The sequence below is a fragment of the Pedobacter deserti genome (genome assembly GCF_024436415.1).
In the GTDB taxonomy this organism is placed as follows: Bacteria; Bacteroidota; Bacteroidia; order Sphingobacteriales; family Sphingobacteriaceae; genus Pedobacter; species Pedobacter faecalis.
On the sequence record NZ_JAFMZQ010000001.1, the window covers coordinates 3,096,581 to 3,116,457 of the forward strand.

20 protein-coding genes are annotated in these 19,877 nt (G+C 47.8%); 2 read left to right on the forward strand and 18 right to left on the reverse strand.

What is annotated here, in order from left to right; genetic code table 11:
* Positions 1-5 precede the first annotated feature (5 nt).
* From J3P40_RS14020 to J3P40_RS14035, 4 genes are all read right to left on the reverse strand, one after another.
* Positions 6-3,386 carry a SusC/RagA family TonB-linked outer membrane protein gene (locus tag J3P40_RS14020; protein WP_256006776.1) on the reverse strand — a complete coding sequence of 1,127 codons (3,381 nt, stop codon included), beginning with the start codon at positions 3,384-3,386 and terminating at the stop codon, positions 6-8.
* A 153-nt stretch (positions 3,387-3,539) separates the two neighbouring features.
* Positions 3,540-4,550 carry a FecR family protein gene (locus J3P40_RS14025; protein ID WP_256006777.1) on the reverse strand — a complete coding sequence of 337 codons (1,011 nt, stop codon included), beginning with the start codon at positions 4,548-4,550 and terminating at the stop codon, positions 3,540-3,542.
* 179 nt (positions 4,551-4,729) lie between these two features.
* Entirely contained in the window at positions 4,730-5,308 is a 579-nt protein-coding gene (locus tag J3P40_RS14030; protein ID WP_256006778.1) for an RNA polymerase sigma factor, read from the reverse strand.
* 699 nt (positions 5,309-6,007) lie between these two features.
* Entirely contained in the window at positions 6,008-7,330 is a 1,323-nt protein-coding gene (locus J3P40_RS14035) for a cystathionine gamma-synthase family protein (protein ID WP_256006779.1), read from the reverse strand.
* A 90-nt stretch (positions 7,331-7,420) separates the two neighbouring features.
* Here J3P40_RS14035 and J3P40_RS14040 point away from each other — a divergent pair, with 90 nt between their 5' ends.
* Together J3P40_RS14040 and J3P40_RS14045 are read left to right on the forward strand one after the other, a co-directional pair.
* Positions 7,421-7,879, forward strand: a complete 459-nt coding sequence (locus J3P40_RS14040) for an Lrp/AsnC family transcriptional regulator (RefSeq protein WP_256006780.1) — start codon at positions 7,421-7,423, stop codon at positions 7,877-7,879.
* A 415-nt stretch (positions 7,880-8,294) separates the two neighbouring features.
* Positions 8,295-8,462, forward strand: a complete 168-nt coding sequence (locus tag J3P40_RS14045) for a hypothetical protein (protein WP_256006781.1) — start codon at positions 8,295-8,297, stop codon at positions 8,460-8,462.
* A gap of 20 nt (positions 8,463-8,482) precedes the next feature.
* On the opposite strand, the gene J3P40_RS14050 is transcribed toward J3P40_RS14045, so the two are convergent.
* From J3P40_RS14050 to J3P40_RS14115, 14 genes are all read right to left on the reverse strand, one after another.
* Entirely contained in the window at positions 8,483-9,487 is a 1,005-nt protein-coding gene (locus J3P40_RS14050) for a hypothetical protein (protein WP_256006783.1), read from the reverse strand.
* A gap of 28 nt (positions 9,488-9,515) precedes the next feature.
* Positions 9,516-10,565 carry a conjugative transposon protein TraM gene (gene traM / locus J3P40_RS14055; protein WP_256006785.1) on the reverse strand — a complete coding sequence of 350 codons (1,050 nt, stop codon included), beginning with the start codon at positions 10,563-10,565 and terminating at the stop codon, positions 9,516-9,518.
* Positions 10,566-10,590: 25 nt separating this feature from the next.
* The gene (locus J3P40_RS14060) at positions 10,591-10,809 is read right to left on the reverse strand and encodes a hypothetical protein (protein WP_256006787.1); all 219 of its coding nucleotides are present in this window, start codon (positions 10,807-10,809) and stop codon (positions 10,591-10,593) included.
* On the reverse strand, positions 10,806-11,429 hold the full coding sequence (traK, locus tag J3P40_RS14065) for a conjugative transposon protein TraK (RefSeq protein WP_256006788.1): 624 nt from the start codon (positions 11,427-11,429) through the stop codon (positions 10,806-10,808). The genes J3P40_RS14060 and traK overlap by 4 nt, the downstream gene beginning before the upstream one ends.
* A 1-nt stretch (position 11,430) precedes the next feature.
* A complete protein-coding gene (traJ, locus tag J3P40_RS14070; protein WP_256006789.1) occupies positions 11,431-12,603 on the reverse strand; it encodes a conjugative transposon protein TraJ in 1,173 nt (390 codons plus the stop codon).
* Positions 12,604-12,611: 8 nt separating this feature from the next.
* Complete coding sequence (locus tag J3P40_RS14075; RefSeq protein WP_256006790.1) at positions 12,612-13,250, reverse strand: TerB family tellurite resistance protein; 639 nt, start codon at positions 13,248-13,250, stop codon at positions 12,612-12,614.
* Positions 13,243-13,878, reverse strand: coding sequence for a hypothetical protein (locus tag J3P40_RS14080; RefSeq protein WP_256006791.1), 636 nt, complete (start codon positions 13,876-13,878; stop codon positions 13,243-13,245). The genes J3P40_RS14075 and J3P40_RS14080 overlap by 8 nt, the downstream gene beginning before the upstream one ends.
* The gene (locus J3P40_RS14085) at positions 13,865-14,569 is read right to left on the reverse strand and encodes a conjugal transfer protein TraI (protein WP_256006792.1); all 705 of its coding nucleotides are present in this window, start codon (positions 14,567-14,569) and stop codon (positions 13,865-13,867) included. The genes J3P40_RS14080 and J3P40_RS14085 overlap by 14 nt, the downstream gene beginning before the upstream one ends.
* Positions 14,570-14,577: 8 nt before the next feature.
* The gene (locus tag J3P40_RS14090; protein ID WP_256006793.1) at positions 14,578-14,988 is read right to left on the reverse strand and encodes a hypothetical protein; all 411 of its coding nucleotides are present in this window, start codon (positions 14,986-14,988) and stop codon (positions 14,578-14,580) included.
* A gap of 26 nt (positions 14,989-15,014) precedes the next feature.
* Positions 15,015-17,495 (reverse strand): TraG family conjugative transposon ATPase, encoded by a 2,481-nt coding sequence (locus J3P40_RS14095; protein WP_256006794.1) that lies wholly within the window; start codon positions 17,493-17,495, stop codon positions 15,015-15,017.
* The gene (locus tag J3P40_RS14100; protein WP_256006796.1) at positions 17,495-17,839 is read right to left on the reverse strand and encodes a DUF4133 domain-containing protein; all 345 of its coding nucleotides are present in this window, start codon (positions 17,837-17,839) and stop codon (positions 17,495-17,497) included. The genes J3P40_RS14095 and J3P40_RS14100 overlap by 1 nt, the downstream gene beginning before the upstream one ends.
* Before the next feature lie 54 nt (positions 17,840-17,893).
* Positions 17,894-18,199 (reverse strand): DUF4134 domain-containing protein, encoded by a 306-nt coding sequence (locus J3P40_RS14105; RefSeq protein WP_256007080.1) that lies wholly within the window; start codon positions 18,197-18,199, stop codon positions 17,894-17,896.
* Between the two features lie 100 nt (positions 18,200-18,299).
* Positions 18,300-18,785, reverse strand: a complete 486-nt coding sequence (locus tag J3P40_RS14110; RefSeq protein ID WP_256006797.1) for a hypothetical protein — start codon at positions 18,783-18,785, stop codon at positions 18,300-18,302.
* Between the two features lie 132 nt (positions 18,786-18,917).
* Entirely contained in the window at positions 18,918-19,799 is an 882-nt protein-coding gene (locus tag J3P40_RS14115) for an RteC domain-containing protein (RefSeq protein ID WP_256006798.1), read from the reverse strand.
* Between the last annotated feature and the right edge of the window lie 78 nt (positions 19,800-19,877).

Genomic DNA, 19,877 nt, shown 5'->3' on the forward strand with positions numbered 1-19,877 from the left:
AAGTTTTAAAGTGTCAGGTTGAGGCCAAATACAATAGTACGAAGCGGGGGCAACGTGTTAGCAAACTGCAGTGAATTAGCTGATTCCGGGTCTAGCACATATTTATTTTTGGCCATCGTCAACAAGTTTTGTCCCTGTAAATACACTCTTGCATTACTTAGTTTTATCTTGGTAAGCCAATCTTTAGGCAAAGTATAGGACAGGCTAGCAGACCTCAGCTTCATCCATGAATTGTCCCCGTAAAAGAAACTCGACTGACCAAAAGTGTTATAAGTCGAATAGATTGCTCCGCCGGCATTTGCGGAAGCGCCCGGAAAAAGGGTGCCCTCATCGCCAGGATTAACCCATCGGTTTAAAGCAGATGCATTTTGATTGTTAAGACTGCCTATCCGAGTGCCGAAAATTTGGTTGGTAGTTCCGCGGCTGTGATTGAACTGCAAAAAGACATCTAAACTGACATTTTTGTAAGTGAATGCATTGTTAATACCTCCAAAAAACGGGCTACCCGGCGACGCGTTAAACCTGTCGGCTGTAAAATCTAAACCGGAGTTACCATCGAAATCCTGGTAAAGCGCGGCTCCACTTGTCGGATCAACTCCGTTAAACTGGAATAATCGTTGCAAACTTACCGGATAACCTATTTCGAAACTCGAGCCATAAAATGCGGTAGACTGCTGGTCAAAACTTAACAGTTTATTGCGCTGGAAGGAAATATTGAAAGATGTGTTCCATTTAAAGTTATTTGAATTGATATTGGTCGACTCCAATTCAAATTCCAGTCCACGATTTTGCACCAAAGCATCAAGATTTATGTTGATCGAATTGAATCCTGTAGCCGTTTGTAAATCTGCATAAGTGAGTAAATCCGTTGACCGATGCCAATAAGCATCCATTTTAAATAAAATCCGGTCTTTAAGAAAACCGAGGTCCACACCAAACTCCAGTTTTCGCGTCGTCTCCCACTTTAAATTGGGGTTGGCGACACCGTTTAGGGCAAGGGTAGATTGCCCCTGATACTGAGCACCGGCATTGAAACGACTTAAGTAAGAATAGTTTGGCAATATGTCGTTGCCGGTAGTGCCGTAGCTTGCCCGCAACTTACCGAAACTCAAAAATCCTACCTTGGACTTAATAAAATCCTCATCGGAGAAAATCCAGGCTGCTCCCAAGGCCCCGAAATTCGCTTCCTGAAAGTTCGGGCCGAATCTTGACGAGGCGTCACGCCTATAAGTCAGATTCAAAATATATTTCTTATCCAAGTCATAGTTTATCCGTCCAAACAAAGAGGCGAACTTATAGATTGAATAGTTATTTGTTGAGGTAACTGTACCCGCACCATTTATGGTGTTCAACATCGCTTCGAAAGCATAATTACTTCCGTTAACACGATTGGCATCGCTAACGTTTTCCTGAAATGATGTTCCTGCTAAAAAATTAAAACTGCTTCTATGAACTTTTAGTGAGTAGTCTACTTGAGGCTCTATAATGTAGTTCGTTGCAAGTGTATTGGCAAATGCAGCTGAGTTATTCCTGCCGGTTGATGTAGGGTTTTGAGAGGATATTGGATTTTGAGTATTCTGAATTACAGTTGTTCTAGTATAACCAAGATTCATTTTCAAATTGAGCCCTTCCAATAGAGTGTACTTCAGGTCACCGTTGGCAATAAAATTTGAATTGTCACTATTGTACTTTTTCAAAAGATTTGCATAGGGATTGGTGAAGTTACTACCCCAATACAAAGTGCCATCTGGATTATATAGGGGATAATTTGGGGGCAGACTCAACGCCGAACTTATGTCTGACGCTATCAAGTTCGTTCTGTCATTTGCGTAGTTTACACTAAAGGAAGTAGTAAAGGCATTGTCAGCAGACCTGGTTTGCACATTAAGCCGTCCATTAATCCGTTTGCTGCCCATATCTCCAGGATAAACCGTGGTTTCTCGTCTGTAATTTAAGCTCGAAAAGAAATTAATACGATCATTACCTCCCGAATAATTGAGCTGAGCGTCACTGACATTCGCAGTTCCTCCGATCAGCAAGTCCTGCCAGTCTGTATATGCATTTTGGTCCCACGTCAACAGATCCGGAGCATTCGTCGTGTTTGGCACTACACCATCATTGTTGAAAGCCTCACGTCGCAAAGTCAAATATTGATCAGTATTTAACATTTCAATAAAGCGACCAACTCTTCCGGCGCCCACATAGACGTTGGCCCCTAACGACGTTTTTCCTTTCTTTCCCTGTTTTGTCGTAATCATAATCACGCCATTAGCTCCTCGGGCACCGTATATAGCGGTTGCATCTGCATCCTTTAGCACGTCGATGCGTTCAATGTCCTGCGGGCTGATCAGGCCGAATACGCTAAGTCCTCCATTTGCACCGGTTAAACCAAAACTATTTAAGTTGTCCGTGACAGGGATGCCCGAGTTAAAATTCGTAAAAGGTACACCGTCGACGACGTACAGAGGGAGTGCGCCAGAAAGTCCATTGGCGCCTAAGGTGTTGTTCCCCCGAATAGTTACTGTCGAGTTACTACCCGGTAGGCCGTTATTTTGCACAACAGTCATTCCAGATATTCTACCCGCTAAGGCTTGTATCGGATTTGCTACTGTTTGCTTTTCAATAACTTCATTAGTAATTGAGCCTACAGAGCCAGTATTCATACGCCTGGTTGTCGTACCATAACCTATCACTTGCACCTCTTCCAATTTGCCAACGGACGGTTCAAGGGTTATAGAAATAGACGTTTGGTTGCCTACGACTACCTCCTGCGTTCGATAACCGATGTAACTAAAGATCAGCGTTGACTTCACCTTGTCATCCACATCAATATTATAATGACCGTTTTGGTCTGTTGCAGTAGAACGGGACCGGTCTTCTTTTACACGCACAGAAACACCAGGGATAGGTCGCCCCGTCTCATCGTTCACCATCCCACTGATGCGAATGTCCGCTAAGGCTTCCGGTCCTGCGGTAACCGGTAGTATAGCAATATTGACTCCATTCAACTGCTTCAGTTGGAATTCATTTGGAGGAAAAAGCAGTTCAAGTAAACGTTCGACGTTATATTTCCCTGCCGGTATTTTAACCGATTTCACTGCTTGAAGTTGATCCTTCCGGTATATAAACCTGAAGCTGGTGATCTGTTCTATTTGCTCCAGTACTTTCAATGGCGAACTAGTGCCGGCCTGAAGAGTTACCTCTAATTGGGAAAGAGACTGCGCCTTTGACATAGACGCGGATAAAAATTGGACACTGGTGCAAAGCAATATAGCTGTCGCGATGGTTAACCGCATAATGGTATTGACTAGTTTTTGTGGTGTAAAAGCAGTCAGACAGTATGTCACTGTGGTCGTGGCACGTGCTGACCTTGCGAATAATTTCATACATTCGTGGTTTAAATGACTTAGTAGGTTGTTTAAAATGCCCGTAAGAAAAGCTACTTCTTACAGGATAGCTCCCTGTTCGAGCAGGGGGCTTTTTTATTACGTTCTTTGGTAATGGTTTTTCTTCATAACGTTTTGGTTTGGTTTAGTTGATTATTTGTTAGACGGTTCATTCTCGCAGTCGGTGCCAATTATGGTTATTATATCCCCAGCGCGTTTGAATGAAGCATTATTAAATGCAGTAATCACATTGAGTATTTCGTCGAGGTTCTGATCATTTAAAAAAGCGGCTGTGAATCGGCATTTCTTTCCCTGCTCCTGTTCAAAAAAAATTTTCACATTGAACTTTTTATTAAGTATAGCGACCGCCTGTTCCATAGTTACATCGTCAAAGAAAAGATCATTTTTTTGCCAAGCCACCGCTTTATCAGCGATGACTTCGAATTTCCTCGGTGTTCCGACTTTTTGGTCAAAAACCAACTGTTGATTTGGCAAAAGGACCGCCAACAAGTTGTCATCTTCCTGAACTTTAACTTTCCCGCGAGTAACAGTCACAACAATGGGCGTCCCCTTCAAAGCCCGAATATTAAAAGCTGTGCCTAACACAATTGTCGTTAAACCTTCTGACTGCACTACGAATGGCCGCATTGGATCATGTTTGATGTCAAAATAGCCTTCACCCCGCAAAACCACCTCGCGTGATTTTCCGGAGAACACTTTAGGGTACTCCAAAATGCTGTTATCATTAAGAATGACTGTACTGCCGTCGGGCAAGGACACCTTTCGGTGTTGAAGTGTCGTAACTGCGCTGGCGTCTAACCCGCCGATTGTCCGTTGTGGCGCAAAGAGTTTTGTTGAATTAATAAGATAAACGGCAGCTAGAAAGAAAAGAAAGATCGCCGCGGCACTGCACATCCAAACTAGACTGACCTTAAATGGAGCCGGCTTTTGAGAAGTAGTAATTGCTGTAAAGACCTCATCTGCCTTTGCTGCGTCCATAGTTACCTCGACAGCAGGGCTGTCCCAGTCTGCAATCATTAGGTCCCGCAAATCAGATAAGTCATCCTGGCACCTAAGAAACTCCAAAAGCTGAGCTTCTTCCTGTGAAGATATTATATCATTTGTGTGTTTGTGAATCAGTTGTTTGAGTTGTGGTTTTTTCATAAAATGTGTCTAAGTGAGGAGACACTGTTATTGTATCTGACGATTCAAATTCAAAAAGGTAGTAGTCTGTTGGAAAAAAAAATCTGGCCGTGGTATGATCCAATGCGGAAAACTATTTAACATAGTTCCTTGCTGCCACAATAAAAATTACTCGCGGCAGTCCAACAATCATTATGTGACTAGACATCGCCAAAAAAAAGAAGCAAGAATAGAGCTAAAGCCTCTCCTTTCCTTACAGTGGACTTCAACTTCTTAATAGCTTCCCGTAGATGCACCTTTACCGTCAATGTTGAAATACCAAGCTTTTCAGCAATTTCTCTTTGTTTCAATCCTTCGTTATAGTACATCTGACAGACCAGTCTCTGCTGTTTTGGCAATTTATTGATAATAGCACCGATGTGGGCGTGCGAATCTTTTAACATCAAAATTTCTTCAGATTTACTGTAAACTTCCGAGCTCTCGCGCTGAAAATCTATCTGTGACTTATATTCTAATGCTCTTTTCTTCAAGGCGTCGAGCGTCTGGTTAACTGCTACCATACGCAGATATCCACCAAAATTGTCGACATCGGACAATTCCCTTCTTTTAACCCAAATTTTTAGAAATACCTCCTGCACAATTTCCTCCGATTGCTCTTTTGACTTTAAATAGCGAAAAGCATATCTAAAAACCTTATTCCTATATATGTCAAACAGTACGCGAAACGCCTTCGGGTCGGCATTGGCCAGTCCAATCAAGAGATGTCTTTCGTTACTCATTCGCTGTACCTCATATACAAAATTACCATTTTGTGCGACTTCGTGGCTTAACTACTCCAAATTAATTAACTGTCTTAACCTCGGATATACAAACAAAAGAAACGAATCGTGTGAACTACATAGGTTCAAAACAAAAGTAAGTACTTTCGAAACCGGCAGCTCATTTTAAATGTTGTTCAAATTCAACCGTAGGGGCGCAGCGTTTGACTTAAAAAGTTAAATCGGAATTAAGTGGGCCCAACTGGGACTGGTTCCGTGAGCTGGATAGGCCACACATTTCAGGCTATTGTTGCAATTAAAACTTCACTAAAGAAGCCTGCAATGACTGGCGGATTTGATCTTCCTCTATCAATCCAATTCACGAAATTTTTTCGGTAGACTGGAATAACCGACATTATAAACGCAGTAATCAGCTCGCGCTGCTGCCTCACTTCAACTAATGAGATCATTTGGGGAAGCTAGCATCGAAGGTCGAGCCCAGACTGGTGAACTGTATCAAATTTACTCTTATGATTCAATTTCCCTGACAACTTAAATCAATTAGCATAGTCATATCTGCAGTAACAGGGCTAATGTAAGAGAACAGGAACGCTCGGAAGCTTCCAACCAAATTAATCGAATAACACGTGGTTCCGCAACCAGCAACCGATAGGGAGCGCCATATAGCCCCTATTTTTTCTGCTGTAAATTTAAGGTCATTTAATCCCCGTTTATCATCCATAAAGCCCTATCCAGATCAGCGATGATATCTTTAGCATTTTCAATGCCGATAGAAATCCTTATTAACTGCTCTGTAATGCCGATCCTCAATTTTTCCTCGTCAGGGATATCCGTATGCGTCATCGTTGCTGGGTGCTCTGCTAAACTTTCTGTTCCGCCCAGGCTTACGGCAAGCTTTATGAGCCTCAAGCCATTTAGGAATGCAAACGCTTCCTGTTCCCCTCCTTTAATGTGAAAACTTACCATCGCACCACTGCCCAGACACTGATCTTTATAAATCTGATATTGTTTACTGCTTTCGGATCTATCAATAAGTCCGAGATAATGTACTTTTTCGACACGTTCGTGGCGATCCAGGAACTCCGCTACTTGGACAGCATTGGCCTGCTGCTGGTCCATTCTAACTTTTAGCGTCTCCAGGCTGCGTAGCAGTAGCCAGGCAGTGTTTGGACTACACATATTGCCTAAGAACGTACGCATCACTTTTAATCTCTGAATGTGATCACTATTGCCCAGCACAGCACCAGCGGTCAAATCGCTATGTCCACCGAGGTATTTCGTAGCAGAATAAATAACAAGGTCGGCGCCAAGTTGCAGCGGGTGTTGCCAGATAGGGCCCAGATAGGTATTATCTACAGCGACAATTATTTTCTTTTCTGCCGTTGAAAGCGTCTCCGCAACATCCGCACAATATTTGATGTCAACTAAGGTATTTGTGGGATTGGCCGGTGTTTCAAGGTAAATCAGTGCGACCTTGCGTCTGACATCTTCGTCTCTCAGAAGATCTTCGATATTCTTGTCCGCATCGCTTGCATCGAAGCCGATTGCACGAATACCAAACTTGCTCAACACGTGGTTTAGAAAGTGATGGCTCCCTCCATAAAGTGGAGTGCTGTATAACACAATATCCCCCGGTTTTAGAAATTCCATTAAGACTGTCGATACCGCGCTCATGCCGCTTTCGAATACTGCAGCATCGGCAGCCCCATCCCAAAGCGTAAGTCGCTTTTCCACTATCTCCAAATTTGGATTATTGATCCGACTATAGATGAGACCCATTTCCTCGGATGCCCGGATTGCCCGTTTGCCGTAAGCGATTTCGAAGAATGCTTTTCCTTCTTGAGCATTTCTAAACACAAAGGTAGAAGTTTGAAATATGGGACATTTAATCGCACCTTCGCTGAGCTCTGGATTATAGCCGTAACTCATCATTAAACTTTCGGGAGAATATTTCTTATCAGACATAGATTTTTTTTGGTAAAACTGCTGAATATAGAATTCACATTCTATAGTCACAGTCATCTTTAGATATAACACCTAAAAAATGTAAATTTTTTAGATGATATATCTACTTACCGTTTGCTTTGTGTAGTTTTAAAGAAAAAAAAACCAATGGAGATAGACAAGATTGATCGAATGATCCTTAATTTGCTGCAACAGGATGCGAAGTTATCTAATAAGCAGGTGGCCGAGCGAGTGAATAAGTCTGTGACACCTGTATACGAACGTATCAAAAAGATGGAGCAATCAGGTCTAATCAAAAGATACGTAACGATGCTAAATAACCGGCACATCGACAAAACCTTGGTGGCCTTCACAACCGTTCAGTTAAAGGAACATGAGCATGGCATGTTGAAGCGCTTTGAAAAGGAAATTGTAAAATCATCTGAGGTAATGGAATGCTATCATATGACAGGAACCGATGATTATATGTTGAAGGTTTTGGTAAAGGACATGGATGAATATCAGGATTTTATCGTCAACAGACTGGCAAAACTTACAAATATTGGAACTGTCAGAAGTTCTTTCGTTATGACAGAGATTAAACACGAGACCAGTTTTGAGTTGTAGACAACCTCGAATGTGCGGCATCTTTCGCATTTTGAAAGACGCGACGAAGAGATAGGGTACCGCCATCTATCATCCTTATTTTTGGCCGTGCTGTTCGTAGTGAAATTTTATATAAGATTGGACATACACGCCATTTATCCATTAAAGTATTTGCTGGATATTCCGGCAAAACACGCGTTTGACATTTATTCTTACCATTGGGGGCTATTCTAACCAGAGTGTACGCGCTGACATCTGGATCTGACTTTTCTCTCAACAAATTGTTAATTTTTTCTAGATCAGGCCAAATAGATGCCTTAGCCGCTTCGACACTATTTGATCTGGTCTTGCTGATTCGGGGGTTTTAACTCGACTAACAAATTTGGAAAAACAATAAATTTGCCCACCAATCAAATCGATTCATGGGCAAACTAATATGATTCTAAAATTAAGTGCGCGCACTCATAAATGCAGAACCGTTATCTCTATCATAGAACGTTATCAACCGGATGCCAGCTACCAACGCTTTCAACTGATTACACTTACCCAGATCGATGAATTTCTGGCAGCAAAGCTGCTGCCAGAGATTCAATCCACAAATTAATTAACACTAAACAACAGAACCTAGACGCCCATCTCCTGGCCTTTTGACTTCTCCCTACGCTTCTCCTGAGACACCTCCCTGCCGGCACCTTTGTCAAGCTCCGATGCCTTCAGGAATTCCTCACGCTTCTGCGGCTTACCGTCCAGCTCCGTAAAATTCACATTCCCATAACGGGGAACAGCCTCGATCCGAAGCTTCCGGTCCTCTCCATCCGGACCAGTCACCGTCACCACTGGCCGCTGACCATCCTGTAAAGCCTTCACCAGTTTTTCAGCCGACTCCTTGCCATCCAGCTCCTTCAGCTGGTAGCGATCCAGTTCCTTCCGCAAGTCAAAACCATAGCTTTCACTAAACTGCTTCATCGTGTAATTGCCATAACGGTCTTTCGGCTCATTAAACTGATACTGACTCCAGGCCGCATACTGCTCTCCCGCCCGGCTCACCATATCCTCACGAAACACCGAACGCCCCTGCAGCATATTGGAAGCCTGCTCCACGCTAAAGCCCTTCCCACGATCCACATAATGCGAATTGCGGATTACCGGAGCGTAAAAGGTCTTACGGAATTCATTTTTCACGTAATCCACCTTACCCTCTTTCATCGTCGCCAGCGTATCCCGGTACTGCATATCCTTATCGGTAAACTTGCCCATCGAGAGTTCCGCCGCGCCTTTCTGATCCTTGAAAAAGTCCATCGCCTTAATCACGCTGTCAAAACCCCGGGTTACATTCTTATCCGGCTTATCCGCGCTCGGACTGGTCACCATATATTTATGGTCCTTTTCCAGGGGCTTAGACTTATCCAGCGCCACATCGAACTTATTGAAATAATAAAAGTCCGACTGGGAACTCTGGCGGATATGGATCGTGACATCAATAGTCCCCTTATCCGCAGGCAGCTGCCCCTGCAACTGGACGTTGGCCACGCCCTTTTCCATTTCTTTTTCTGCCGCATCGATCATCGATTGCGGCACTTTCAGCGCTTTCGCTTCCGCGCGAAAGTTCTCTAACGAATTTCTGTTCATCGTCATTCAATTTACTATGTACACTCTATTAATTTCCAGCCGTCCTGGCATTGTCCCGAAGCAACACCTGGTACCCTGACTTCACAGGCTGCCGGATACGTTTCACCTTTCTGGCCAGCAGCGACCTGGCCGCATCAATCCCCGCGCCCACGATCTGCGTCCCCAGATCAAAGCCGCCCAGGGTCACGCTTCCGGCAGCATCCACCACGCCTCCACTTGCCGCATCAGACAGCATCGCCTCAGGCGCCGCAATACCCGCCATCGCATCCCGCCTGTCAAACACCGTCAAATTCACGGGTACAATTGCGTTGCCCAGCCTGATATTCTTGATCTCCAGATTCAGCCGCTGGTTAGAAAAACCCGCAAGCCCGCACACCAAATGCCCTTTTGGGAACACCTGCCCGCCCAGACGCACGGTATCCAGCAATCTCAACCTAACCACCGATCCCTGCACCACACGGTGATCCCCATCCACCTCGGCGGGTATCGCTACAAACTGGCTGTCCAACTCTCCATCAGCCTTTACACCAGCAGAAAACTTTAGCCTCGCCAGATCCGGATTTTGAATCTCCTGGATACTCTGCAGTAAGCCCGATAACTGCGCCAGTTCCGGATCCTCCCCCGCAGGCGACTGCATACTTTTCATCAGCATCTCCAGCTTATCCACGTCCCGACTCATGTCGTTACTCGCCAAACCACCTACTGCCCTTTTATCAAAGCCCGAAGACTTCACCACCTCCGGCTTCGCCAGCTCTACCTGCAAAGCAGACAGCCGTTCCTCAATGGCCCTGGTCTGTGGATCATCAAAAGTTCCGGCAAACCCCAACCTTCCTGCGATGTTCTCAAGACCAGCGGTATCTAATACCGCAGCCCGATCGTACACCGCCATTTTATCGGCCAGCGAATCCGCCCCGAACCTGGCCTCCGGCAAAGCAGTATTGATCCCGGCAGCAACCAATTTACCCTCATCCTTGTTACCCGATCCCCCGCCCAGCGCGTAAAAAGCGAGCGCCAGCAGCGGAATCACCACCAGTGGCAGGAAAAGCAGCATCCTGCGCGTTTCAATTTTTTTGTTCATAATTATATATTTAAAAGTTAAACATTCAATAAAATGCCCCAATAACCAGCCATAGGCAATAGCCACCAAAGCCTGCGCAGAATACAACCAGCAGCCATAGCCAAGCCCTGAGAGAAAAACCAGCAGTATGCCTATTCAGCCGGTCAGCCAAACGCCGCTGGCGCATGAGCAAATCGCCAGCAAGCTTTCGCGATATCCCTTCCTGTCCAGCGGTAAGCTGCGAACCCTTTTTAAAAAGTTTCATCTTAAAGCAGCTTTAGCATTTACGTCTTCATTGAGCAAAATTTCCCAGCCCTGGATCAAAAAGCCGTGCGGGTTATTATCCGAGCGGCTTACATTCCTCAACCTGCCGCTGGACACCAGCTTCCTGGAGACGGCCGAACTGGCCCGAATGAGCTTCTGGCTTGCGTAACAGCGAAATCGGTACGGGTATTCCGAAAGATCCAACTGAATGCTGTCGACCAAAATTTCCTGAGAAATATTGGCCGAGATGATGTTGTTGTAATAGCCCTGCTCCTTCAGGTTCTCATAGCGGCGCCTTGCCGATTCATCCGCCAGGTTCAGCGCCTTAGCTATATTCGACTGGATCACCTTATCATCCGGGTCGAGCGTAAAAAACCAGTGGTGAAACATGGAGACGTGATCCCGCGCTTCTACGGGAACATTCTCCTTGCGGGAAGCTGAGAAAGCCTCCAGCGCCTTCCCGCTCGATAAAATATACACCCGATCCTGCGCGGACCGGATCAGCCCGTATGCGAAATACATCGCAAAGCCACTGACCAGAACGCAGGCCAATATCAGAAACAGGCTGAACCGCTTGACGTGCTGAAAAGCGGTGTCAATGTTTTTAAGTTGAGAAAACATATTACTTAATTTTATCCTTGAAATAATCACTACCCTCAGCGGCATATCCGCCGGTCATCCTGCGGTACATATCACCCACGGCATCACTCTGCATCTTATTCCTCTGTACGACCTTCCCCGAACTATAATTACCGCCACTTATGACCAGCGTATTCACCCTTTGCAGCATCGCATTGCCGCCGCCTGCATGCACAATGTAACTGGCTACGTTCGGTACCGTGAAATAGCCGACAATACCAATTACCATAAAGACCAGGTACGCAAAATCTGCCGGAGAAAAGAAGGTATCCCCCGCCTGACCGATTTGGGAGATGTCTATGCGTAACATATTTTCCTGGATCTTGCCCAGGATGCTGCCAAAGATATTGGCCACCGGCAGCCACATAAAAATATTCACGTAGCGCGCCAGCCAGACCGTCAAAGTATGCTGAAAGCCATCATAGACCGCAAACCCGAACACCAGCGGCCCAAGGATCGCCAGCACGATCAAATAAAAAGTCCTGACCGTATTGATGCACAAAGCCGCCGCGGCAAAAAGTACCTGCAAGACCTCAGACAGCCACTGCTTGATCGAGTTCTTAAAGGCATAGGCATTCTTATCCAGCCAAAACTTGATATCATTGCCAATCCCTTCAAACATCCCCTCCTTCTCGCGGCCCGGATCCTTTGGATGCGTATACCGGTACCACTTGTCCGAATCTCCCGAACCCGTTTCTCCGACATACATCTGCCAGTGCGAACTCTTTTTAATCGCCTCCTGCTTCTTTTTCAGTAAAGCCGCAATCGCCGCATTGCTGTCTTTCACCATTAGACCCGTCGCCGACACCACCGGTCTAAGCACGCCGTTGAGCAGCCCGATCACCGCCGGAAAAAGCAGAATGGCCAGCCCCAATGCAAAGGGCCGGAGCAGCGGATAAAAATCCACCGGCTCAGCAGCGGCGATATGCCGCCAGACTCTGGAAGCGATATACCATAGCGCCCCAAATCCTGCTAATCCCCTGGCTACCCCAATCAGCCTGGAGCAAAGCGGCAGCATCTCCTCATACACCCGGTCCAGCACCGGCTGCAGCCCCGCAATATTGCCCGCCAGCCCGCCTCCCGACTGCGCCACACAAATTCCGGGCAACAGCAATCCCATCACGGCAATACATGCCGTTAACAAAATCTTCTTCATAACTTCAATTATTTGATTCCAAAATAAGCTCCCGTCTCCACCAGCTCCGAGCGCTCCTTCACCCGCATTATCCGGAGCACGTCTGCCTTCCGGTTAAAGGCCCGCAGAAAACTGAGCTTGTCGACAGTATCCGCATAAATCCGGTCAATCGCCGATAAGCGCTCGTCATCACGCATGCGCAGCTTACTGGAAGTCACCACCATCAGCAGCCTGTCCAGATTTACCAGGCTCTCCTCGAACAGCTGCTTGTAAACCCGAGCCAGGTAATCGAGTTCCGAGACGGAAAACATATTCGACCTGCTCAACCTGGACAGCGCCGCTTTGTACTCTGAAACGATAGCCAGCTGATACCGCACAATATCGCCCACCTTGTGATACTTTTTCACCTCCGGGCTGACCATCATCAACCCATCCAAAAAAACCTCATGCAGCGAAAAATTACCCTGGGCAATGTTCTTTACCGCGCCGTAGCCCTGGGACAACACCTGGTAACCCTTTTTCATGTCCGCTAAGATGTTTTTAAGCTGCGAGAGCTTTTCCACGTTCAACAGCAACTGCTGCGCCTCGCTGCTTTGTCCATACGAACGCATACCACTAGACCACATCAGCGCCAACAGCATACCCAAAAACAATATTCGCCTACTCATGATACCTCCTCAGCTTCTCCAGCATGTGACTTTCCAGCCGCTGCTGGTTGAGCAACATCCTTGCGCCAGACACAAAGTCCTGGCAAAAGGCGGACTTTTCCAGCATTGCCTCGTGCACCGCACCGATCCTAGCCAAACGCTCATCATCACTCATCTCCGCCTTTCCCGCGGTCACTGCCAGAAACAGCTCCGAGAGGTCATTCAGGCATTCTTCCAGCACCCCAGCTTTGACTTCCAGCACGTAAGCCAGCTGATCGCCGGTAAATCCATCCCGATCAACCAATCCGGAAAATGATTTTAAAACCGACACCTGCAAAGTGATGATCTCCGCGATCCTTGAATCGTTTCTAACCGAAGGCGATACCGCCGACAGCCCGAAGATAAACAGCTCATGCAGTTTGAACTCCCCCTCCGTAATACGCCGGACCGCAGACCAGCCCTGGCCCGCAATCTCGTAGCCCTTTTTCGCGTAACCTAAATACATTTGCAAAGCTGCGATCTGCTCCACCAGATACTTTCTCTGCGTTTTTTTCTGGCGAAACCATTCTGAAAAACTCTGTGCGCTAAGCGAAGAAAAAGCAGACAACGACAGGCAAAGCCCTAATAAAAAACTTCTACTCCAATGCATACACCTGCTTTAAAGATTTCACTTCCAGCTCCGAGCGCGCCCTGCTAACTGATCGCATGATGTTCTGCTGATTAAACTGCTTCAGATCGCTGTAGTTCTCCGCCATCTTATCCGCCGCGGCATCAATCAGCTCCAGCCGCGCTCCATCGCTCATCTGGGTTTTAAAGGAGTTCATCACCATAAAAACCTGATCCAGGTTCCTAATGCTCTCATCCAGTATCCCCCGATAGACCTCTTCCATATACAAAAGCTCATCGGCTGAGAAATGCCTATCCCTTCGGAACAAGCCCGCTGCCCACTCATACTCCCGGATAATTTCCCGCTGGGTCGCGGCAATATCCTTCACCCGCTGGTAACCGGAAATCACCGCCTTTACCTTATGCAATTCCTCGAAGTACCCGGCATACAAAGACCTTTGCCTTTCCGTCCAGTCCGAGATCTCCCCCAGCTTTAACTTAGACAACTGGTTTTCCACCACCTTCTGCGCATTCTGCAGCCAGATCGTCTGGTTCTGCAGCCGCTGCACTTTCAGGTCCACCGCCCTGATCACCTTTTTCACCCCAGCCTTAATCACCTCGGCAATGGCCAGCTGGGCGTTAGCCCCGGTGGGCAAAGCCACCAGGATGGTCGTACCGCTCAGCGAGAGTACGACCATATACGTTTTCAATACCTCTTTCAATTTCTTTATCATTTTCGTTTTCATTTAGAGATCCGCCTGTAGACCGCCTTCTCCAGCACCAAATCCTCCCCGGATAGCCTAAGCTCCCTGCCACGCCGTTGCTCAATCATCACCTCCCGCTCTGCGTCAAACACCCCCTTCCACTGCTCGCCCTCCAGGATCAGCTTCCCCACTTGGCCCAATTCATCCCGCATCTGGATGCCCGTGCGGCGCTGCATCAAAAATTCCTCCTGCGCTACGTGGTCCACGATCAAAGTGTCAGCAGCAAAGCTGAACTCAGATTTCGCATGATTGACGAATACGCCTTCCAGCGCCAGACCCGGCTGCACCGAGCAGCCCTGCAAAAGCGCAAACAGCAATCCCACAAACCCAATCCAACCAGCAAACCTCAGCTCAAAACAGGCTTCTCTCATTAACATCACTTTTGTCATAACCTATAAATTTTAGTCAACACGTTTTACAATTTCTCCGCTCCCGAGCGGAGCTGAGCCGCCAGTACGGCGACCCCGCGGGAGATGTCGCCGTACCGGTCGGCGTACGCCTGCACTTTAAGCTTTTCCGATTCCTCGGTGGAATACACCAGGTACTCCTCCAGGCTAAGCTCCGTGCGGTACACCTTACTCACCTGCCCGCCCAGCGAGATAAAGACCTCTTTGTACTTCAGCTTCGGATCATTCGCCCGGTTCATCGACAGCACCTGCGCCCGCTCCTTGTCGGTCAAGCCCAGCAGCTGCTGCACCTGGTCAAACTTATTCTGATACTTACGCTGATCCAGCAGGATCTTACAATCCGCATTGTTGATGATCGCCTGCTTGACTACCGGAGAAGAAATGATGTCTTCGATTTCCTGAGTCACCACCACCGCCTCCCCAAAGAACTTGCGGACCGTCTTAAACAGGAATTTCAAATAGTCCGCCATACCTGCCCCCGAAATTGCCTTCCAGGCCTCCTCGATACAGATCAGTTTGCGGACGCCTTTGAGCTTACGCATTTTGGAAATAAACAGTTCCATGATGATCAGCGTCACCACCGGAAACAAAATCGGATGGCTCTTAATCGTATCAATTTCAAAGACAATAAACCGCTCATGGAGCAGGTCCAGGTTTTCTGAAGCATTCAGCAGGTAATCAAACTCGCCGCCTTTATAATAGGGATTCAGCACATACAGGAAATTCTGCACGTTAAAATCCCTGGCATCCACCTTGCCGTCCTTGAGCACCTCCATGTACTCGGTAAGTAAGAACTCGTAAAACGAATTGAAGCAGGGAGATACCGAAGGGCTACGATCCAGATACCCGTAATACAAGGTCAAGGCCGTGGAGACCGCGACATACTCCGCCCGGGTATAGGTCTCATCATCCTTTTTCCAAAGCGCCAGCAGCAGCGTTTTGATGCTTTCCTTTTTTTCGGTATCCAGGAAATCTCCAGGCGCAATATAAAACGGATTAAACCGGATCGGATCTTCCTCCCTATAGGTAAAGTAATATCCGCCGACCAGATCGCACAAACCCTTATAACTGTGCCCCACATCAATCACCACCACATGTGTACCCTGCTCATAATAAGATCGCAGCATATGGTTGGTAAAAAAGCTCTTTCCTGATCCCGAAGGCCCGATGATAAACTTATTTCGATTGGTCACCCAGCCCCGCTTCATCGGCTCATCCGATAAATCCACATGTACCGGCACGCCCGCCTGGCGCTCTGCCAAACGGATCCCAAAAGGCGACAGAGAGGAACGATAACTCGTCTCCAGGTTCAAAAAGCAGCAGGCCTGCTCGGCAAACGTATCAAAAGTATCGTTCATCGGAAAATCCCCAGCATTGCCCGGAATACCCGCAAACCAGATCTGCGGCGCCCCGGCCGTCTCCTGCTTACACACCGCATCTATGGAAGCCATCGCTGAACCCACCTTATTTTTCAAATCCGCAAACTCCAAATCAGACTGCGCCCAGCACAACACACTAAAGTGCGCCTTCACCGGAAGCTTCTGCGTCGCCACCGCCTCATTTAAGAAGTCATTCACCGCATCCCTGGAAATCGCATTCTCCCGGGAATACGCCGACAGCGACTGCAGGCGCAGCTTCCTCGCTTCCAGCTCCTTGATCACCTTAGCCGAATCCCCCACAAAAATGTACTGGGTATAGACATGGTTACAGTCCAGATGTCCAGCTAAGGGCGAAGCAAAGCCAATGCTGTACTTGGTCTGATCGGTAGAATACTTATCGTAACTGATCCGAGGGCCGCAAAAGGCCGGCAAGTGCCCGGCATCCGACAGCGCAAATAGCTCCAGGCGCTTATCGCCTACCCGAAGCCCATCCCGCACCGAGATGTCCTTAATCACCGGCTGATCCCCGGCACCAAGCAAAAAGCAATACCGCTCGATCACCCCAGCCCTACTGGCCGTTCCCGCCAAATCATCATCTGAAAGCCGCACCATTTCCACCATGCCAGTATCCCCCAAGATCCGCTCAAACTGACCAGCGCAGGACAGAAAGTGCGAAAACAGCTTTTCATCAAGCTTACCCACCGGCGCCACCGATCTGCGCAGAATCCCGCTATAGGAAGAAGTCGAAGCCCGACGATTCAATGGCCTTTGCGTTAAAAACACAAAGCACTCGTGCGCTAAAAACGGCCGTTCATGAAAGTGCCGTTCGGAGGCCCTGCCCAGCATCGCGCCCGAACCCGCTCCATCAAAGCGATCAAAATCTGCTGCAACACCGGACCGAAAATACCAGTCCTGCTTTTGCAGGATACTGCCTGAAGGCAATACCCGAATACCCTTAACAAAAGCCTGGTGCAAAGCCTCAAACTGCTCCGCCGACAGCGTTCCCGTCTCGGGCAGCCTGACCCGGAACCCGATCGTCAGATCACCCTGCATGGAGACCATTGCATTACGCTCTACCTTCCAGATTGGAAGAATTTTAGACATCTCCATCACCGCTTCCTCCCAGATAACCCAGAGCCATACTTCAGCCCCGTAAACAGCCGCCTGGAGCGAAATCTCAAGGCAACAGGTAAACCACGCGCAGCAAAATACTTCTCCAACCCGTGCGCGCCGAATCGCTTAGACAGCCTTCCGACCAAAACAAACAAAGCCGTACCTAACCCCAGAACCCCAGGCAACAGCAGATACACCGGCACGCCCAGCACGTAGAGCACCGCAAAGCCAACGAGCAAACTTACCAGCCCGGCTGCCAGCCAGCCGATATACTGCCCCATAAGCCCCCGAAAGACAATCGGGCGATTGATCCCCTTATTGATCTGATATACGCTATTCATAACAAAAAACATATTTAAAGCGCCGGGCAGCAGCGCTGCTGCTCGGCCCCTTAGTTAAATACCAAAGAAAGACTTAAGCACCGTAGCTACCACCACCAAAAACACGCAGCTGCCAAACCAGGCCGCCGCCACTTTACTGGTATCCGGCTCCCCCGCATTCCATTTGGAATACACCTTAATCGCACCAATCAAACCCAGCACCGCGCCAATGGCATACATCAAATCGCAGCCCGCATCAAAATAGCTGGTCACCTTACTGGTCGCCTCGTTAATTCCCGAGGCCCCATCCTGCCCAGATGCCGACAAACTTCCCAGCATCACGCCCACTACAGCCAGCAAAGCCAAACCGGCCCTCAGCATCATCTTCTTAATTCTCACTTTCAAATACTTCATTCTTCTTTTTAAGATCTTATTCATGCCCAAAAAATTGATTCCTAACCACGCGGCATAGCCGCCAAACCTACAGCCATAGATGCTCCAGTTCATCCTCAGATAAATAGAAAGGCACATGCTCCCGAATGAACTCATTAAGCGCCTGGCGAGATCCCGCAGGGATCGCATAACGCCCGCGAATCAAAGCGAAGCGCTCATAGAAGTCCTCCTTGGTGCCCACCGAGTATTCCAGATCCCGGCAAGCCGATTTGATCTCCTCCTGCACGTCCGCCAGTACGCCAAGCTGCAGATCCTTTCCCGGCCCGCCAAAACCAAACTCATCCGCCGCTACCAAGCTAACCCCAGGATCGGGAACCGGCTTTCCGACCAGCCCGTCCTCCAGCACATCCACCCGGTCCTGCCAGCCATGCGGCAAAGACTCAGCAGGAGAAACAGCACCAGCACCCGCCGGCCTTCGCCTAAAAAACATCAGCCAGACCACCAGGTACCAGACCAGGCTCAGCAGTACAGCAGCAATCAAAAAATGCAGCCATGAAAATGATTGTAAAACCATCATAAGAATTTTTTTAATCCCGGAGCGACATTGCCCCGGGCGATGAAACAAAGGTTGAAATTCAAAAACCGGATGCCTCCCACATGGGAAAAGTTCAAGCTGAAAGCAAGAAAAACTGCGCAATAAAAGGCACTAAATTCCCATCTTCCGGCGCATCCTATCCGGGTCATAAGCCAAAAGCTCATCCATCCGTTCATGCATACAACTGCGGATCTTATCCAAAAACCGCGTGCGCCCAATCGTCTTGCGGTCCATCAAATTATCCATGCCCTTTTTTGGTATCCCCAGATCCACCCCGAAGAAATCGCCGAACGCTTTAAAAAAATCCACTACGCCCGCATTGCCGTTATTCACCTCGTCTGACAAATACAAAGCATGTGCAACCTCGATCAGGTCGATGATTTTACCGGTCCATTTAAAGGCAGGCCTAGGAGTATTTTTACCACTGGCAGCAGCACGGTACCCTACGGCACTAAGTTCCTCCGACTTCTGGCGCACAAATTCCTGCAAACGGTCAATAGCTTTAAATTTGGCAAAGAGGTAACCCACCGCCGTACCATACTCTTCCGATTCAGCGAGCACCGGCACGAGCGCACTGCGCGCACCGCCGTCAGCCGTAAAAAACAAGCTATCCAATTCTTCGGCCTTAAGCTTGAAGTAGCGGTAGTAAAACCAGAACTGATTTAGAAATGCCATCTGACTAGCAAAAGATTGCCGGTAGTACTCCGACAAATCAGTCACACCAGAGGGTGCGTCCGATTGAAGATTATAAATTTCCACCTGATAAATCATCTCCGATTTAAACGCAGGCAAAATCTGCTTATAGTAGCTGATCTCCTGATCCTCACTATCGAACGGGTGCTCCCTTACATAGGCGCGAAGCTTACCTATCGCCTCGCGGATCAACGCCAGCTGATCGCGCAACCTGGCGTGCGGCAGCAAGGTTCCCACACGCACTTCCATCAACTCAGTTTGGAGCTTTTCCAAAAGCCCCTTACTAAACTCCTGCATCATACACATAAAAGTTAAATAAACTCCGCTTTGCCCGTTCACTGGCGACAACTTTGCACAAGCGGAAAAATGAGTCAATGA

Excerpts from the sequence above, each read along its gene's own strand:
- J3P40_RS14080 (WP_256006791.1), bottom strand. The coding sequence starts at position 13,878 with ATGCATTGGAGTAGAAGTTTTTTATTAGGGCTTTGCCTGTCGTTGTCT.
- J3P40_RS14115 (WP_256006798.1), bottom strand. The coding sequence starts at position 19,799 with ATGATGCAGGAGTTTAGTAAGGGGCTTTTGGAAAAGCTCCAAACTGAG.
- J3P40_RS14020 (WP_256006776.1), bottom strand. The coding sequence starts at position 3,386 with ATGAAATTATTCGCAAGGTCAGCACGTGCCACGACCACAGTGACATAC.
- J3P40_RS14105 (WP_256007080.1), bottom strand. The coding sequence starts at position 18,199 with ATGCTGAGGGCCGGTTTGGCTTTGCTGGCTGTAGTGGGCGTGATGCTG.
- J3P40_RS14060 (WP_256006787.1), bottom strand. The coding sequence starts at position 10,809 with ATGAAACTTTTTAAAAAGGGTTCGCAGCTTACCGCTGGACAGGAAGGG.
- J3P40_RS14075 (WP_256006790.1), bottom strand. The coding sequence starts at position 13,250 with ATGAGTAGGCGAATATTGTTTTTGGGTATGCTGTTGGCGCTGATGTGG.
- J3P40_RS14050 (WP_256006783.1), bottom strand. The coding sequence starts at position 9,487 with ATGAACAGAAATTCGTTAGAGAACTTTCGCGCGGAAGCGAAAGCGCTG.
- traK (WP_256006788.1), bottom strand. The coding sequence starts at position 11,429 with ATGTTTTCTCAACTTAAAAACATTGACACCGCTTTTCAGCACGTCAAG.
- J3P40_RS14045 (WP_256006781.1), top strand. The coding sequence starts at position 8,295 with ATGATTCTAAAATTAAGTGCGCGCACTCATAAATGCAGAACCGTTATC.
- traM (WP_256006785.1), bottom strand. The coding sequence starts at position 10,565 with ATGAACAAAAAAATTGAAACGCGCAGGATGCTGCTTTTCCTGCCACTG.
- J3P40_RS14030 (WP_256006778.1), bottom strand. The coding sequence starts at position 5,308 with ATGAGTAACGAAAGACATCTCTTGATTGGACTGGCCAATGCCGACCCG.
- J3P40_RS14110 (WP_256006797.1), bottom strand. The coding sequence starts at position 18,785 with ATGGTTTTACAATCATTTTCATGGCTGCATTTTTTGATTGCTGCTGTA.
- J3P40_RS14100 (WP_256006796.1), bottom strand. The coding sequence starts at position 17,839 with ATGAATAGCGTATATCAGATCAATAAGGGGATCAATCGCCCGATTGTC.
- J3P40_RS14085 (WP_256006792.1), bottom strand. The coding sequence starts at position 14,569 with ATGATAAAGAAATTGAAAGAGGTATTGAAAACGTATATGGTCGTACTC.
- J3P40_RS14035 (WP_256006779.1), bottom strand. The coding sequence starts at position 7,330 with ATGACTGTGACTATAGAATGTGAATTCTATATTCAGCAGTTTTACCAA.
- traJ (WP_256006789.1), bottom strand. The coding sequence starts at position 12,603 with ATGAAGAAGATTTTGTTAACGGCATGTATTGCCGTGATGGGATTGCTG.
- J3P40_RS14025 (WP_256006777.1), bottom strand. The coding sequence starts at position 4,550 with ATGAAAAAACCACAACTCAAACAACTGATTCACAAACACACAAATGAT.
- J3P40_RS14095 (WP_256006794.1), bottom strand. The coding sequence starts at position 17,495 with ATGGAGATGTCTAAAATTCTTCCAATCTGGAAGGTAGAGCGTAATGCA.
- J3P40_RS14040 (WP_256006780.1), top strand. The coding sequence starts at position 7,421 with ATGGAGATAGACAAGATTGATCGAATGATCCTTAATTTGCTGCAACAG.
- J3P40_RS14090 (WP_256006793.1), bottom strand. The coding sequence starts at position 14,988 with ATGACAAAAGTGATGTTAATGAGAGAAGCCTGTTTTGAGCTGAGGTTT.